This is a genomic window from Bacteriovorax sp. Seq25_V (assembly GCF_000447795.1).
GTDB lineage: Bacteria > Bdellovibrionota > Bacteriovoracia > Bacteriovoracales > Bacteriovoracaceae > Halobacteriovorax_A.
The window spans coordinates 58,252-73,287 of record NZ_AUNI01000015.1 but is presented as its reverse complement, the minus strand read 5'-3'; the positions used below and the strand labels follow the sequence as shown (position 1 = coordinate 73,287).

The following is a 15,036-nucleotide window of genomic DNA, read 5'->3' as shown; positions in this document are numbered from 1 at the left end:
TATAAACAATAGCTTGGATTAAATTTTCTTAACTTTACTTAAGTAAATCTCATTACGCCCGATATACACTACACTTTAGAGCAGTTACTTAGTTGGAGAACTGATGATTAAACAAGATGTACTTGAAGAAGTTTGCGCTGGACTTGAAGAGATGATGAAGAAGTTCAAGAGAAATCAAGTCGCCGGAGATAAAGAAAGATATGAGGCCACAAAGCAGGCTCATGCAGCACTTCGTAAAGTCATCTTAACAATGACAATTAAAGGAGATATACAAAGTATCTCTCCGATTCAAAATGGTTCCAAATATGGTTGGGCAGTTATCGATGCTGAGAATAGTTTAAAAAACTACTCTGCTTAATCTCTATCAAAAGTATTAGAACAAGTTAATGAAACAGGAATATGATCACTGATCGTTTCCTGCATATAGCGATAATACGAACGCTCAAATAATTGAGGTTCAAATAATTTTCTTCTAAAGTCTTCAAGCTTTTCTTCTGTATCAAATCTTTTAACAATCTCACCTTTTTTAACTGTGTACATTTCAGAGATTTTTTCTACATAGTTCGCTTCAAGATCCTGCATAATTTTGTCCGCAGCATCTGACTTCTTATACATAACAAGCTTTGTTTCCTCGTCTGTATAAGTTTCATCAGATCTAATTAAAAATTTATCATCAATAATAGATCTAATTTCATTCTCGAGAAAGTTATAAGCTTTCGCGCTATCTTTTCCGTCACACTCAACACTATATTCTTTATCAATAATGAAGTGATCAAAATTACGAGAAGTTCCACCAGATTCAGATCCATCTGATTTATAACGAGATAAAGCTAGAGACGTTGGTTCTTCAATTTTAAGTTCTAATTTCTTATTCGACGCAAATAATTTTGACCAATAAGACTCTCCACTCTCAAGATTGAAATCACCCATGATAATAATATCTTTTTCAGTGAATGATTTTCTAAGCTTTTCGCTAAAATCTACCACGTGAGTTAACTCTGCAAATCTTGCATATGTATCCGATCTTAATCCCTCAACCTCTGTATAGGTGTCGACACCAAAAGCTGCTTGGGTAAGTCTTTTTCTGAAGTCTTCATCGTTTGGAGCATTATAAATTGTGTGAACTGCTAGACCCGTAAAGTCGAAGCTCCCACTTCTAAAAGAAGCCATAAATGGTCTACGTGAAACAAGATCTGCTACATCCTTCCCATAAAAGCTTGAATCAAATTTTGGATAACAAGCGAATGAATCCTCTATACCAGCATATGCGGCTTCACAGTACTCATTAACTACCGGCTTTACATATCTTGCTCGGTAGAAAAAACCACCAAGTTCTTTAATGGTAGCATTTTCTGAACCTTCTTCATTTGGAGTTAAAAGAAGTGCCCAGCTTGGGTCAAGCTCACGAAGCTCTTTTAAGATTTTAACATATCCAGGAAGCTCGTACTGTTCCTTAATAAATTTTAACTTATTCGATAATTCAAACTTCTTTTGTTCATCACCCGCATCAATAGCATGCTGAAGGTTTGAAAGCTCTTGCTTATAGTAATCAACAAGTGATTCATTATGAGCTTTATATACACCAATAATTGAAACTAGCTCTACAGCACCAACGACATCAAATTTATTAATGATTTTTGCAATTACAGAGTAGTCTTTATATTCTGTTCTCGATGAGCCCGACTGATAAAGATTGAAAGAACCTATTTTTAAATTCTTCTTCCTTCTTGCGTCAGTATAAGAATAGTAACGAGATGTAGCCTCGCTATTATAGTGATGATATTGGCCAAGACACTCAATCTCCCCGAAATCCTTCTCTAAAGAAAAACTCTTCAACTCAAGACAAGTTGATAGTTCAGAGTCTTCAGCGTACGTAGCCGTCACTAAAGAAAGGAGAATTAGAATTTTAGAGAATTTTTTTAAAAACAAAAGCTTCTCCAAGCCAAAGGGTCAATTATTTTGTGCTCAAAGAGCATACCTTTTTCAATAGAGATAATCAAAACTTCGTCACGCATTAAGTGCCTGATTTTAGGTTAGATTTATTTGGATTTTGTCAGTTTTTTCCTTACATTTTGACCTTTCTACTTAAGAATTTGAAATTAGGCTCCGATAGGATGCGTAGCATAAAATATTTGTAAGGAGAATATATAATGAAGTGTTTTAAAACAATCGCCCTAGTTTCACTACTTATGGTGAGTCCTCTGACACAAGCATCGGTAGTAAAAGTGTTCGATGCACTACTAGATAAGGCGCAACTTGAAACTCTGTTAACTTCAAGAGGAATTTTTGATCGCGGTGTAATCGGACAGGTTGGAAAGAACGTTCGTTATTCTCTACAAGATATTTCAAGCTCTAGCAAAATTGCTTCAATGAAAGAACTTAAGAATATGGGAAAGTTAATCACTAACCCAGAAGACAAAGCGAAGTATGCAGAGCTGATGAAAGTCATGTCAAAAGACTCTAAGGAAATTACGAGAGAAGAGCTTGTAACAACGATCAATAGTCTAGTTCTTTTATCTCAGAGATATGGAGTTAGAAGCAAGTCAATTCTTGCATGTGCTCCTTGTGTAAACAAAGAGCTTGCTGAAACAGGCTTTAATTTCACTCTAAATGAACTTAAAGATCCAGCTTCTCAAAGAATCTTTAAAGAAATGAATAAGAAAGCTAAAGATCCAATGACTGCATCAAAATTTATTAACTCAGAAGTTTCTAAAGCAAAACTTGGAAGTGCTCCAAGCTTAAGTGCTACTGATGAAGAAGCGTTCATCTACTTTCTGATGATTCCGAAGCATGGAACAGAAGAGCAAAAAAGAGTTTATGATGCTATCGTAAAAGTTTCAAAAACGAAATCAGGCTCAACTGATATGTTTGATGCAGACAATGGCCACAAACTTTACAATATTTTCTCAGACAGTCTAACTCCAAGTGAGTTAAACCTATGGGAAGACTTACTTGAAGATACAGCAAAGACAATGAAAGAAGAGGATATGGGAACAATGGATGCATTCTACAGAACTCTAGAAAAGAGAGCTGAAAGTGTTTCTGACCAAGCGGAAAAAAATGATCTTCTAGCAAAGCTTGATTACATTAAAAGAGAAGGTTGTTTCTCTAGAAAATAAAAGGAGCTCCGCAAGGAGCTTTTTTTTTGTTTTAAAATTCACTTTAGAGTATCAACAGCGACGAGTGCAAAAACTGGCAGCTCACCTTTGTAACTTTTATCATTTAAGATTAAGCATATTTCTTCTACCGCTTTTCTTTGAATAGATTGAATCTTAGTCAACCCATCTAAATTGAGTGATTCTGAAAGATTGTAATAAAGGTTTGGGCCATCTCTCTTTTGTGGATCTGTCTTTATAAATTCTGCTGTTGTTTTAAAGTTTTTAATAAAAGTATCGTCAGGTAAGCGAAATGCCGACATTTTTGTTTTAAAAACTTGGTCATCTTCAAAAAGAATATCAGCCTTGGATAAATGTCTAGCCGACATAATCCCCAACTCACCAAAAAGCCTTAAAATCTCATCACGATGGACACCGCTGTGATTAGAGGCTAGCTTTAGAACGAGGTACGTAATCTGGCTATCAACAATATTAGAATCTAAAACAGTGACAGGATTATCATTACAGTTCTCAACCAGTAAATACTCTTTTTCGAAGAAGTTTCTTAAACCAGAAGGGAGCTTATTCTTTATTTCATTTAAATTTGTTGATTTAAATAAATAGAAAATAATTTTTAACAAATTATCATTATTAGGTAATCTTTTAAGATTACCTCCACGAATTCGGCGCAACGTCGTCTCAGCAATGTTCATTCTCATTGCTAAGGCATTTATTGAGATATTCTTATTTGTTGCTAAGAAATCCTCTATCAATGTAGAAAGTTCGGAAACTTCTTGCACTTATTTTTTTTCCTTAATAAACATCTGGCTCTTGGGTAATTTATCCTTTGATAAAATTACACTTTCATAAGTAGTATCAAGCTTTAAAAATCTATTCAAAAAATCCTTATTCTTTTTCGCTCTCTTTAAAAAGTCTGAATCCAGACTCAATGAGACTCTTATTTTTCCAGAACCTCCACCACTTTGCTCTCCTCCAACATACTTTTTAGAAAAGTCATTCCACTCAGAATAAGAGCTTGGATCGATACTCTCTATCTTTTCAGATAAATTCTTTTCTAGAGTAATATGAGACTTTTTACCATTACTGTTCAAGTAACCAGCAAAGTCTTTATAAAGACTCCAGTTCTCATAGAATGTGTCGTTTATTCCATGATTTTTGAGGTTTCCATAAATAATGGCCTCAGCGATAGATGCTTCCCTATCTTCAACTATTTCATTTGGTATTTTTGATAAGATTGAATTTTTACATTCATCAATTTGAGCAATTTCGTATTTTTGGGAATCTCTATTATAAAATCTAATTTGAGACTGAATCACCTCATTTTTCTGAAAATACTCTCCGTACCCCAAGTCTAGGTTTATTTTTTTTATAACAGGAGAAACATTCTGTGCGGCAAGGTCACTTCTTTCACGAATAAATCCATTATCAAAACAAACGTTCTCGATGGCCACGCTGGCTCCATTTAAGTCAATTTTAGGAGAAACAGCAAAAATTGAAAGCGAGAATATTAAGACAATGATAACCTGGAGTTTCACAGTAATTCCTTTTTAAATAAATAAGATATTTTGTACATCAAAATAGATTTCTGTTGTAGTAATTTGTAATTATTTCAGGAGCTTATTTTGTAATCTGAAAACACTTTTTAAAAAGAAAGACATACTTTTAGACACTTAGAAAGATGAAGCACAGGGTCCCTATGCTTCATCACACACAAAACTAATGACTAGTTACAAGCTGGAATTGTATAATCTTCACTAGAAAGAACTTTCTTAATAACTCTAGTTTCACGATCGTCTCCACCTCTTGTATCAATAATCACTTCTTGGATTACATAATCAAGTGGTCTCGTAACTGTATTATATGCAATTCTAATACATCCATACTCACCATCTTCTCTTCCCCATTCTGCGCAGTAACCTTTCTTAACAGTCTCTGCTGCAAATAGGTGAATAGCACCAGTTCTTAGACAACCATTATCAGCATTTCTATAATCTTGGGCACTTCTAAAATTTCTCGAATATTTAACACATTTGTTTTTTACTTTATCGATTGTTTTGAATGAACCATCTGCCTGTTGGCAAATATTTGTAACTTTAACACTTTCAAACTCAAATCCATTTTCCATTAGCATTGTTGGAACATTTGTTGTTTTGTAAGTTAAAGCCGAAGCTGCAGATGTAATTAGTGCAAAAGTAATCATAGCAATTGTTTTCATTTTTAAATCTCCTTTGAATTGTTTCGGTGAAACTTATTTATTAAACGAGATTTAATTGTTCAACACTAGATTTTAATTAGAGTCACAAACAACACCAAGTGCTAATTTGTGACGAATTGGTTTTAAGGATTTTTTCGCCACGATCTATTCGTGGCGAGATCTTTTTAGAATAATTCAACAACACCTAGGCTATCTTTCATTAACAGAACCTTAACCATCGCTAAATATTTTTGAATTCCGATTACGCTTGTATCTTTAACTGTCTCTCTCATCACTTTGTATGCAATGAATTCAAATTCTTTCATCTTAAAAATATTCTTTGTATCAACAAGTCCCCATAAAAGATCAGCATAAACTTCTGACTTTATGTTATTACTTTCATAAAGAAGATTATTAAGAAGCTTTTTATTGAGCTTTCCATCAATAAATACATTTACTCCATTTTTCTTTAAAAGATCCATATACTTCGGCGATTTGTTTAATCCTTCATACATTGAATCAAGAACGATTTTTCTAACTCCCGCTAACTCTTTAAGTAAATTTTTACCTTCAGTCCCACCTAACTTTACAGCATTCTCTCTTGTTGTTGAATGGAACGCTTTAAAAATCTGAGAAAGTGTATCTGCTGCAAGAACCTTACTTTCTCCAAGAACTTCTCTTGCTGACGCCTTTGCACTTTCTGAAATTAGTCTTGCTCTTGCATTGAAGATTTTTCTTACTACTACTGCTTCACCAATTTCCTGAATTCCTGGTAGTCTTCTTCCATTTAGGATTCCCCCCATATGTGGTCCACCTTGAATAAATAAGTATGGAAGATCTCTTTTTCTTAGAGGAGCCTTAACAAAAATATCCGTCAATTCATCAGCATTCTTCACAAGATAGCTTTCAAATTCAGCTTTTGGAAGTTTTGATAATTCATCATAGATTCTTAAAAAAGAAGTTTCATTCTTAGCCATGTTATAAGTATTTTCATACCAAGCTTGTCTGATCCAGTTAGTACCTGTTAAAAACTTTCCTTCTTTCGCTGCTTCGTACCCAGCTTTGGCTTTTGCTACTTTAGAAATTCCTGATTTTTTAGGAAGAAACTTTTTCATGTAGCTTCCCATAAACCCTCTCATCTCAGATGGATTTCCGCCAAAATACTTAGCTACTGTTTTAGCCATTTGCTTATCTACTGACTTGAAAGACATGTCAGTTACAACATTACTAGTATACTTATAAAGACCATCACTATTTTTAATTGCTAACTCTTGAACTTCTGTAAGGATTCTCTTTGTAAGTTCCTTCATCTTTCCAGCACTTAGTCTTCCAGCAGAGTGCATTCTCTGAATCTTAGAAATTTTATTTTGAAGTGCTACAACTTGCTCACCAGTTAATGATGCATTTTTAATTGCAAGTGATGCATCTTCTAAAGTCTTACCATTGAATAAGTGTCTTACCTTATCTGAGTAAGAATCAAATCCTAGAACAACACGAGCTAAGTTTACATCTGCTTCATCAACGATTGTTCTTGCAGATTTCCCAGCATGCTTGAATACATTTGAAAGATTGTCTTTTGAAGCATTGAGCACAATTGCCTTGATACTTTCTTTTGTCATCTTCGCGCCCATATTCACACCACGAGCGAATAGACCAACAAGAGGAATAATACTAACACCCTCAATAACTGCCCATGCCCAACTTCTAGAAACATTATCAGAAGCAAGTGAACCTGTGTAACCAAGATCAGACATCTCCTCAACGTGACTAACACTCTGGTTAGCTCTAAGCTTCATCCCTACTTCACTCTTAAACACGTAAGTTTGAGCACCCATCCCAGCAGTTACCAGTCCAGCTACCGCGATTCCACAAAGTCCACCAGTTAAAACGGCACATGAACCAGCAAGCATAACTCCGGCCATACCAACCAGGAAACCACCGATTGCTAGTCCTGTATTTTGCCACTCTTCATCTGACATTGAGTTGATTTTCTCTAGAATTTCCGCTGGTGCTCCATTTAACCCAATCATTTGATTTAAGTTATCTTGAACTTTCATTGTTGCATAAAAATGCTCTTTTAAACCTTCGTGATCATTCTCATCTGTATTACAGATATCTTCTAATTTTTTATAAGTTTGTTCTTTTCTTTCAACTGCAGCTCTTTGCATTACATCTCTATAAAGATGTCTCTTTAGAGTCATATCAACTGCTAGGATTTGCTCTTTTAGAGAAAGATCATCTTGAATCCCAAATTCACTTGCTCTATCAAGATACATTGCAATTCTATCCTCATGCTTTGCTTCCTTCATTAAATCTCTAAAGAATGCAATTCTGTCTACTTCTTGAGAATCAAGTGATTCATCGATTGCATCTTCATTTTCAGATTTAATTTCACCATTCATGATATCGCTTATCGCATTTTTAACATCTGATCCATCAAGGATTGTCTTGAACGAGATATCTTGTAGGTAGTTATAAACTTTTTTCTCATCTAACTTTGCTGTAAATAGTTGAGAGCTATTGCTGTCAACATCTTCAATTGTTTTTGCCCAAAGCTCTTTGCTGTCATCAGAATTTAAGTATGAAGTGAAAAAGTCTGGTCTTAGCTTCTTATCTAAAAGTAATGTAGCTGCTGCTTTATCAAGACGTGCGATTTGCCCTGAAACGTTATTTCTGTGACAAGTATAGTCTCTCGTCATTCTTGATCCACGAGCTGTTTTTGCATATGTTGGCTTCTTCCCATTTAGTAGTGCTACTAAGTCTCTTCTTGCTAGAAGATAGCTTAACCTTGCTCTTGCAATTGGATTAAGTACGTTCATTTGGTCTACTAGATAATCGTACTCATTAATATTTGCTTCCGGGATCAGACCGTGAGCATCTCTTAACTCATTCCAAAGAAAATGTAGTAGTCTGTAGTCTTTTTCCAGTCCCAGTTCATTTAATTTTGAAATTGGAAGAACTTTTCCATCAACATTAAACTTTGATAGATAATCATCCAGGTGCTTATAAAGATCTTGATTCTTATTTTGTCCACAAAATGGGTGATACGAAATCTGACAAGCTTTAATAAAGCTTCTAACATATGGAGACTTTGCATCTTTCTCATTCACAAGACTTTTCACTACAGAGTGAATCTTATTTAGTCCCCAGTTTCTATATGCGCTTGGGCTGTATAGAGATGGAATATTAAGTTTCATTTTATGCGATTTTAATTCTGCTTTAACATCTGTAGGAATAATATCAACGATATTTGTAGCACCTAACTCTTGCATCTTATGTGAGATGTAAGGTGAAGCATTAAGAGTGAATGGTCTTAATTGTACTTTTTTATCTCCAGCTTGTACTTCAATAAACTTATATGGACTCTCCTCAGAGATAACTTCATTAAGAAGAAGAACATCTTTATACTGCTTAGTAACTGACTTTGATTTTCTTGTTGCTTGTGACTGATATGAGTATTCCCAAGTTGCGATACCTTTTTTCATTTCCATAAACTTTGAGTAAACAGTGATATCATCAAAGCTTGGCTTCAAATATGGAGTATAATTTGTATTCGATTTTTCTGCCTTGTTTGCATTTGTATAGTTATTAAACTCTACAGTTCCATACATCGCATCTTTTAATGGGTTAATTTTCGAGTCTTCAATATAGTAATTCATTACAAGGTCATTACTACCATTGTAAATTAATCCGTGATTTTCTAAAACAGAATCTAGGTAACCTTCACTAATATCTTCACGTACTTCAAGGTTCAACTCGCTTGGCCAAACACCATTTGCCTTATTAACTGAACATGATTTCGGCATTTGAATTGGTGAATTATGGTTTCCAGCGATAACATCATAAGTTTTAATTTGAGATGCCATCATTTGGATCGTCATAAGTCTTAATGCATAAAGATAGTTCTTTGCCATTGGATATTGAACGATAGTTTGAATATCTCTTCTCGCCATAGCATGTTGATCAAATGAAACTTCAAGGTAATCACCATTATCATTAACATTAAAAAAGTATGGATCTGTTGAAGGATTCTTACCTAGTTTTAAGTAGTCGAAGTCATCAGTATATTCTTCAAATAAACCAGAAGGAATTTTCACAAAGAAATTAGCTGCAAAATAACCAGAAAGAGAAGAATGTGGCCTTAAAACAACGAAAACATCTCTCATTGCAACAACAACACTATCCATATAAGCAAGTACAACATCACGTTTTTCTTGCTCATCAGCACTTGAGATTAGGAAATCCTCAACCATTCTCTTATATTTATTCGCTCTTTCAACAACTACTTGAATCATTGATCTAAATTTTGCGATATCTAATTCTTCATTATCTTCAATCTTAACTTCTGAAATTTCTTTAACTAATCTTTCTACAAAACTTGGTTCGCTCTTGCACTTTTTTGGAGTAGATTGAAACTGCTCTTCTACTGTATTGGAAGTTGCAGTACATGAGTTTTGCTTAAATGTTTCTAAATAACTATAGTAAGATGGTGCTTCTGTAGTTAAGGCTTCATCTACACTAGACTCTTCCTCTTCACTTTCAACACAACTTGGGTTTCCTCTTACTGCATTTTTAAATTCAACAAGGCGCCCAATAACCTCTTCCGCGTCCATTGTATTGATTGAACTTAAATCTCTAATTGGTGCAGCAAATGCCATCTGAAATGAACAGATGAAAATAAAAATTGCTGTGCAGATTTTGCTAATATTCATACTTCCCCCAAGTACAGATATATAAGCAAGAGCTGGGCCAACTCACTTCATCAAATCAAACAGTTAAGCTACTGATATCATGATGACACATCAACTAAATAGGTGAAAATTTTAGACACTGTCAAATCCTTAGACACTCATAAAAGATTTACCTATTGGCCTAGTCACAGACGTTAAGGTTATTATTAGCTAATGAGAACAATTATTTTTGCACTAATTTCTTTATCTATTTTTGCCAATCCGGGCCCTGAGAAACTAAAATTTTACCAAGGGGTTTTCCTTGATTTAGCTAAAACAGATTCTAAAAAAATTCCTGATCCAATTAGTGATAATCCAATCAATACGGAACTACTTGTTGCTAAAAACTCTAAGAATAAAACTATCGGCTATATCAGAGAAATAACGACAACCACAGGCTGTAATAGTGAATGTCTTCCCGTAATTTTTACGCTCTTTTATAATCAAGATAAGGTACTAGTTAAGTTGAAGTCTATTCCTGGCTTAACAAAAAAATATCATGCAAGATTTACGGATAAAGATTATCAAAAACTCGATATGATCCTTGCTTTGAACCCTGAAATTTTTAAAAAGGTTGGTCACCCTACTGAAATGGTCGACGCGATTTCTGGTGCGACTAAAAAAGAATTTGAGAATGATGTCGTAAAGAACGCTGCTTATACAAGCTTACGAGTAAACCTGTATAACCAGCAAACAATTGAAGAATTAAAAAAATTATTCTGACCAACAAGACCCAAAAATAAGAATTTTGTAAGCGCTATGATCTACAAGAGCCGTCTCTTTACAGCCAGCAAATCCACCTTCATGCTCAATTTTGTAAATTGATAGATCATTCTTCTTGATCAGATCAACTAAATCAGCTTTTAAAGAATTTAGTAATTCTCTAGCTCCATTTTTCTTCGAAATATTCGCGAAACTAGTTTCAATTGTACTAGCCGCATCAGCAATAGAAACTTCTCTTACATCAAGGTACTTGTGTGGAGCATTATAGCCTGTATATTCATTTAAAATTGCAGAGTAAATTGAATCCTCTGTAGAAGCTCCAAGAGATCCCATGTAAAGCGTGTAATCTGAGTATCCAAACTCTGAAAGAGCTCTTGCTTCAGCATAAGTTTTAGAAACTTGTTGTCTTGCAACATCAAGGTCGAGACCCGAAGCAAGAATAGATAAAGAAAGTAGTCCAGCTACTAACCCAGCGATAAATAATTTCATGAAAGCCCCCCTATATTAAAATTGAGCCATACATATAAAGATTTATCTAATTGGTCTAGAAGAATGTATTTATCTAACAAAAACCTAAAAAAAAAGGCCTCAAAAAGAGGCCTTTATTGTAATTTTTACTGATTTCTTAAGTCTTTTCTTAGAATTTTACCAACATTTGACTTCGGAAGCTCTGCTCTAAACTCATAGAGCTTTGGAACCTTATATCCTGTTAGGTTTTCCTTACAGAATGCCTTCAGTTCTTCTTCTGTTAGTGACTCGTCATTTTTAACAACGAAGATCTTCACAATCTCACCACTCTTTGGATCAGGAACACCAACAGCTGCACATTCAAAAACTTTTGGATGTTGAACAATAACATCTTCAATTTCATTTGGATAAACGTTGAATCCAGAGACAAGAATCATATCTTTCTTTCTATCAACGATCTTGAAAAAACCTTGCTCATTCATTAGCCCAATATCACCAGACTTAAAAAATCCATCCTTAGTCATAACCTTTACAGTCTCCTCAGGACGGTTCCAGTAACCTCTCATAACCTGAGGTCCTTTAATACAGATTTCACCAATCTCTCCAACTCCAAGAGTGTTTTCTTCATCATCTTTAATACATACTTCTGTTGAAGAAACAGGCAGGCCAATACTTCCATTGTAATCTTTTAGATCCATTGGATTAATACAAGCAGCTGGAGAAGTTTCAGTAAGACCATAAGCTTCAATTAGTGGAGTTCCAGTTACTTTCTTCCACTTTTCTGCAACAGCTCTTTGCACGGCCATTCCTCCACCAAGAGTTAACTTCAGTGAAGAAAAGTCAATTGTAGAAAATTCAGGATTATTCAATAACCCATTAAAAAGCGTGTTAACACCTGTGAAAGCTGTGAACTTGTGTTTCTTTAATTCTTTAACAAATCCAGGAATATCTCTTGGGTTTGTGATGAGAATATTTTTTCCACCAAGTGTAGAGAAAGTAAAACAATTCGCAGTCAATGAGAAGATATGATAAAGCGGAAGTGGAGTAATAATAATCTCCTGCCCCTCTTTCGTAATTGGAGAAATCCAAGCCTTAGCTTGCTTAAGATTTGCAACAATATTTCTATGAGTAAGATCAGCTCCCTTAGACACACCAGTTGTTCCACCAGTATATTGAAGAAATGCAGTCTCATCATTTTTAATCTCAGCTCTAGTAAATTTTGATTCATCCCCTTCATCAAGAGCTTTTAAGAATGGTATTGATCCCTTAATCGTCCACTTCGGAACCATTTTCTTCACATGCTTAATCACAAAGTTAACAAGTAAAGATTTTGGAAATTTTAACATATCCCCAATTTGAGTTACGAGTACATGCTCGACATCTGTTTTACTTAAAACTTCAGCTAGAACATTTGCTGAGTTTTCAAAGATAATAATTGCTTTAGAACCCGAGTCTTTTAACTGGTGCTCAAGTTCTCTTGCCGTATAAAGTGGGTTAACGTTAACACAAACCATACCTGCTCTTAAAATCCCAAACATCGCAACTGGATACTGAAGAATATTTGGCATCATGATTGCGACCCTATCACCTCTTTTTAATCCAAGATTATTTTGAAGATATGAAGCAAACTTACGTGAGAGGTAGTCCATATCACTATAAGTAAGAGATTTTCCCATGCAGTGAAAAGCGTCACTTGCTGAGAATTTTTCAAAACTTTCCTCTAATATCTCAGGGATTGAATTGTATGCGTCCGCATTAATTTCTTCTGGCACTCCTGCCTGATAATGTGCTAACCAAGGTCTTTCCATAGCCTTCCTCACTAATTTTGAATTAATTTTTCTAATAAACAATATCTATGATATTAGAGTTTCTAAGCAGTTACAAGACTGTGTTATCTACCACACTGCAAAATCCAATAAAAATAACTTTTATTTCTTGTGTTTCCTATACCTAGGGGATATAACCTGCTTCGTTTTTAGGATAAAAACATTCACACACACACGAAAGGCCCTTTGAATGAAGGGCCTAAATTTTTTTAGAGGACTACTATTGTCAACTAATCTAACCCCAGAAGATTTCTATACTGATCCAGATGGCAATCTTGTCTTCACAGAAGCATATCATCGCAAAAGAGGGTTCTGCTGCAAATCAGGGTGCCGCCACTGTCCATTTGGTTTTGGTAAAGTCGTTGATGAAGACACCCCAACAGAAGTCTCTATTAATAGAGACGACCTTAAACTTAGTGACTTAACCGCAGATGAAATTTTGTGGAAATATTCTGAGTTTATTGAGGACTAAGTCTTACTCTTAAGACAAAAGTCGTATTGGCGCTTTCGCTATCGTAGTAGAGACTTCCACCCATCTTCTCAATTGATTCCTTAGATATACTTAAACCGAGACCAGTTCCCTTCCCTATTTCTTTCGTTGTGAAAAAAGGGGCGAAGATTTTATCAAGAGTCGCCTCATCAATCCCCTTTCCCGAATCTGTAATTCTAATTTCTAAGAATTGGTCCAGTGACTTAAAGTCGATACTAATCCACTTCTCATCGTTGTCGTTGATTGCATCGAGGGCATTGTTTAACAAATTCATCAAAACTTGTGCAAATTCAACTTCGCTGACAGTTATATACTGCTCAGGAATATCCGCAACTTTAAACTCAATATCCAAACTTCTTAGTTTTTCATGAAAGTAATCAAATGAATCAATGAGGGCATCTTTTAACTTAAGACTCGCAATCTCTTCATGACTTCCATCACGAGATATTTTTTTCATATTTTTGATAATTTTTGAGATACGATTAACACCATTATTAATTCTTTCAAAATTTACATCACCTTGAAAATTTAAATCGTTCTCATGCTCTCTTTTAATTTTCTTTTCTACCGCATAGATTCCAGACTTGATAATAGTCAGAGGATTATTAATCTCATGGGCGATACCTGCGGCCATTTCTCCTAGGGAAGCTAGTCTTGCCGCATTTAATGCTTTCGCTTCCTGAAGCTTTTTCTCTTTATTAGCTTGATCAAGTAATTTTTTGTTTTCAATGTTTAAATCAACAAGTTTTCGTGAAATATTTTCGATCTGATTTTGGATAATAGATATCTCATCTTCGTTTTCACGCTTATTCTTAAATCCTTCGACTGTTTCAGTCGTGGCAATATCAAGCTTCTTAAAATATTGAGAAATAGAAACGAGGTCATGAGTTATTAATTTTTCATATAAAAGTAGTAATAAAAAAGACACGACAAAAGTTTTCGCAGCTTGCGTGAGAAATACGATTAATGCACGATGTACGATCTCTTCAAGAATGTGATTACGAGTAAAACGAAGAAAGAAGGTTCCACCATAAACCTTCTCTCCATCGACATCAAAGTAAAGAGGATACTTATTTAAGAAGCTCGAATCAAAGAGCTCTCTTTCTTTTTCTTCTTTTTTCAGATGAACAAGATTAATATTATTCTCGTCGACAAGTTGAATCTCGGTAATTCCTTCGAGCTGAAAGAGGTCATTGAGCTGTACCTTTATAAGATTAATATTTAAGTCCCACAGAGATCCTTTTAAAGAACCAAGTGTTGTGATCTCGATATTTTTAATTCTCTCATCCATTTTTCCTACACCAAGACGGTAATCAAGAAAGAGAGAACTTAAAGTGAATATAGTAGACATCACTGAACTGATCACAATCGTATAGATCAAAATTTTGTGCTTCAATGATTGTTTATTTAAATATTTCATAGGTTTATGTCTTTTCGTCATGCAAACTTTTTTTCTTTAGTTGAATAATTGAGTTAACTAACTCTGCCA

11 protein-coding genes and 1 pseudogene are annotated in these 15,036 nt (G+C 34.6%); 4 read left to right on the top strand and 8 right to left on the bottom strand.

The genetic code is table 11. From position 1 onward, the window contains the following. Positions 1-103 precede the first annotated feature (103 nt). Entirely contained in the window at positions 104-358 is a 255-nt protein-coding gene (locus M900_RS08075; RefSeq protein ID WP_021274777.1) for a hypothetical protein, read from the top strand. Here M900_RS08075 and M900_RS08070 read toward each other — a convergent pair. Further along, positions 355-1,929, bottom strand: coding sequence for a hypothetical protein (locus tag M900_RS08070; RefSeq protein WP_021274521.1), 1,575 nt, complete (start codon positions 1,927-1,929; stop codon positions 355-357). The genes M900_RS08075 and M900_RS08070 overlap by 4 nt on opposite strands. Positions 1,930-2,150: 221 nt before the next feature. Between M900_RS08070 and M900_RS08065 the strand changes: the two genes are divergently transcribed. Then, entirely contained in the window at positions 2,151-3,119 is a 969-nt protein-coding gene (locus M900_RS08065; protein WP_021274657.1) for a hypothetical protein, read from the top strand. Between the two features lie 38 nt (positions 3,120-3,157). Here the strand turns inward: M900_RS08065 and M900_RS08060 are convergent, their stop codons facing one another. The 4 genes from M900_RS08060 to M900_RS08045 all read right to left on the bottom strand — a co-directional run bounded on the left by M900_RS08060 (position 3,158) and on the right by M900_RS08045 (position 10,022). Continuing rightward, on the bottom strand, positions 3,158-3,895 hold the full coding sequence (locus tag M900_RS08060) for a hypothetical protein (protein WP_021274519.1): 738 nt from the start codon (positions 3,893-3,895) through the stop codon (positions 3,158-3,160). Continuing rightward, on the bottom strand, positions 3,896-4,651 hold the full coding sequence (locus M900_RS08055) for a hypothetical protein (RefSeq protein WP_021274467.1): 756 nt from the start codon (positions 4,649-4,651) through the stop codon (positions 3,896-3,898). A 188-nt stretch (positions 4,652-4,839) separates the two neighbouring features. After that, positions 4,840-5,331 carry a hypothetical protein gene (locus tag M900_RS08050; protein WP_021274736.1) on the bottom strand — a complete coding sequence of 164 codons (492 nt, stop codon included), beginning with the start codon at positions 5,329-5,331 and terminating at the stop codon, positions 4,840-4,842. A 164-nt stretch (positions 5,332-5,495) separates the two neighbouring features. After that, positions 5,496-10,022 carry a hypothetical protein gene (locus M900_RS08045; RefSeq protein WP_034732054.1) on the bottom strand — a complete coding sequence of 1,509 codons (4,527 nt, stop codon included), beginning with the start codon at positions 10,020-10,022 and terminating at the stop codon, positions 5,496-5,498. A gap of 192 nt (positions 10,023-10,214) precedes the next feature. Here M900_RS08045 and M900_RS08040 point away from each other — a divergent pair, with 192 nt between their 5' ends. After that, a complete protein-coding gene (locus M900_RS08040; RefSeq protein ID WP_021274683.1) occupies positions 10,215-10,763 on the top strand; it encodes a hypothetical protein in 549 nt (182 codons plus the stop codon). Here M900_RS08040 and M900_RS08035 read toward each other — a convergent pair. Beyond that, positions 10,755-11,252 carry a hypothetical protein gene (locus M900_RS08035; RefSeq protein WP_021274318.1) on the bottom strand — a complete coding sequence of 166 codons (498 nt, stop codon included), beginning with the start codon at positions 11,250-11,252 and terminating at the stop codon, positions 10,755-10,757. The genes M900_RS08040 and M900_RS08035 overlap by 9 nt on opposite strands. A gap of 125 nt (positions 11,253-11,377) precedes the next feature. Beyond that, positions 11,378-13,039 carry a long-chain-fatty-acid--CoA ligase gene (locus M900_RS08030; RefSeq protein WP_021274689.1) on the bottom strand — a complete coding sequence of 554 codons (1,662 nt, stop codon included), beginning with the start codon at positions 13,037-13,039 and terminating at the stop codon, positions 11,378-11,380. Positions 13,040-13,247: 208 nt separating this feature from the next. On the opposite strand from M900_RS08030, the pseudogene M900_RS18045 reads away from it, so the two are divergent. Beyond that, positions 13,248-13,415 (top strand): annotated as a pseudogene (locus M900_RS18045) (DUF5522 domain-containing protein); the annotation flags it as partial. Positions 13,416-13,515: 100 nt separating this feature from the next. Here the strand turns inward: M900_RS18045 and M900_RS08020 are convergent. Further along, a complete protein-coding gene (locus M900_RS08020; protein WP_034732046.1) occupies positions 13,516-14,967 on the bottom strand; it encodes an ATP-binding protein in 1,452 nt (483 codons plus the stop codon). Positions 14,968-15,036 lie beyond the last annotated feature (69 nt).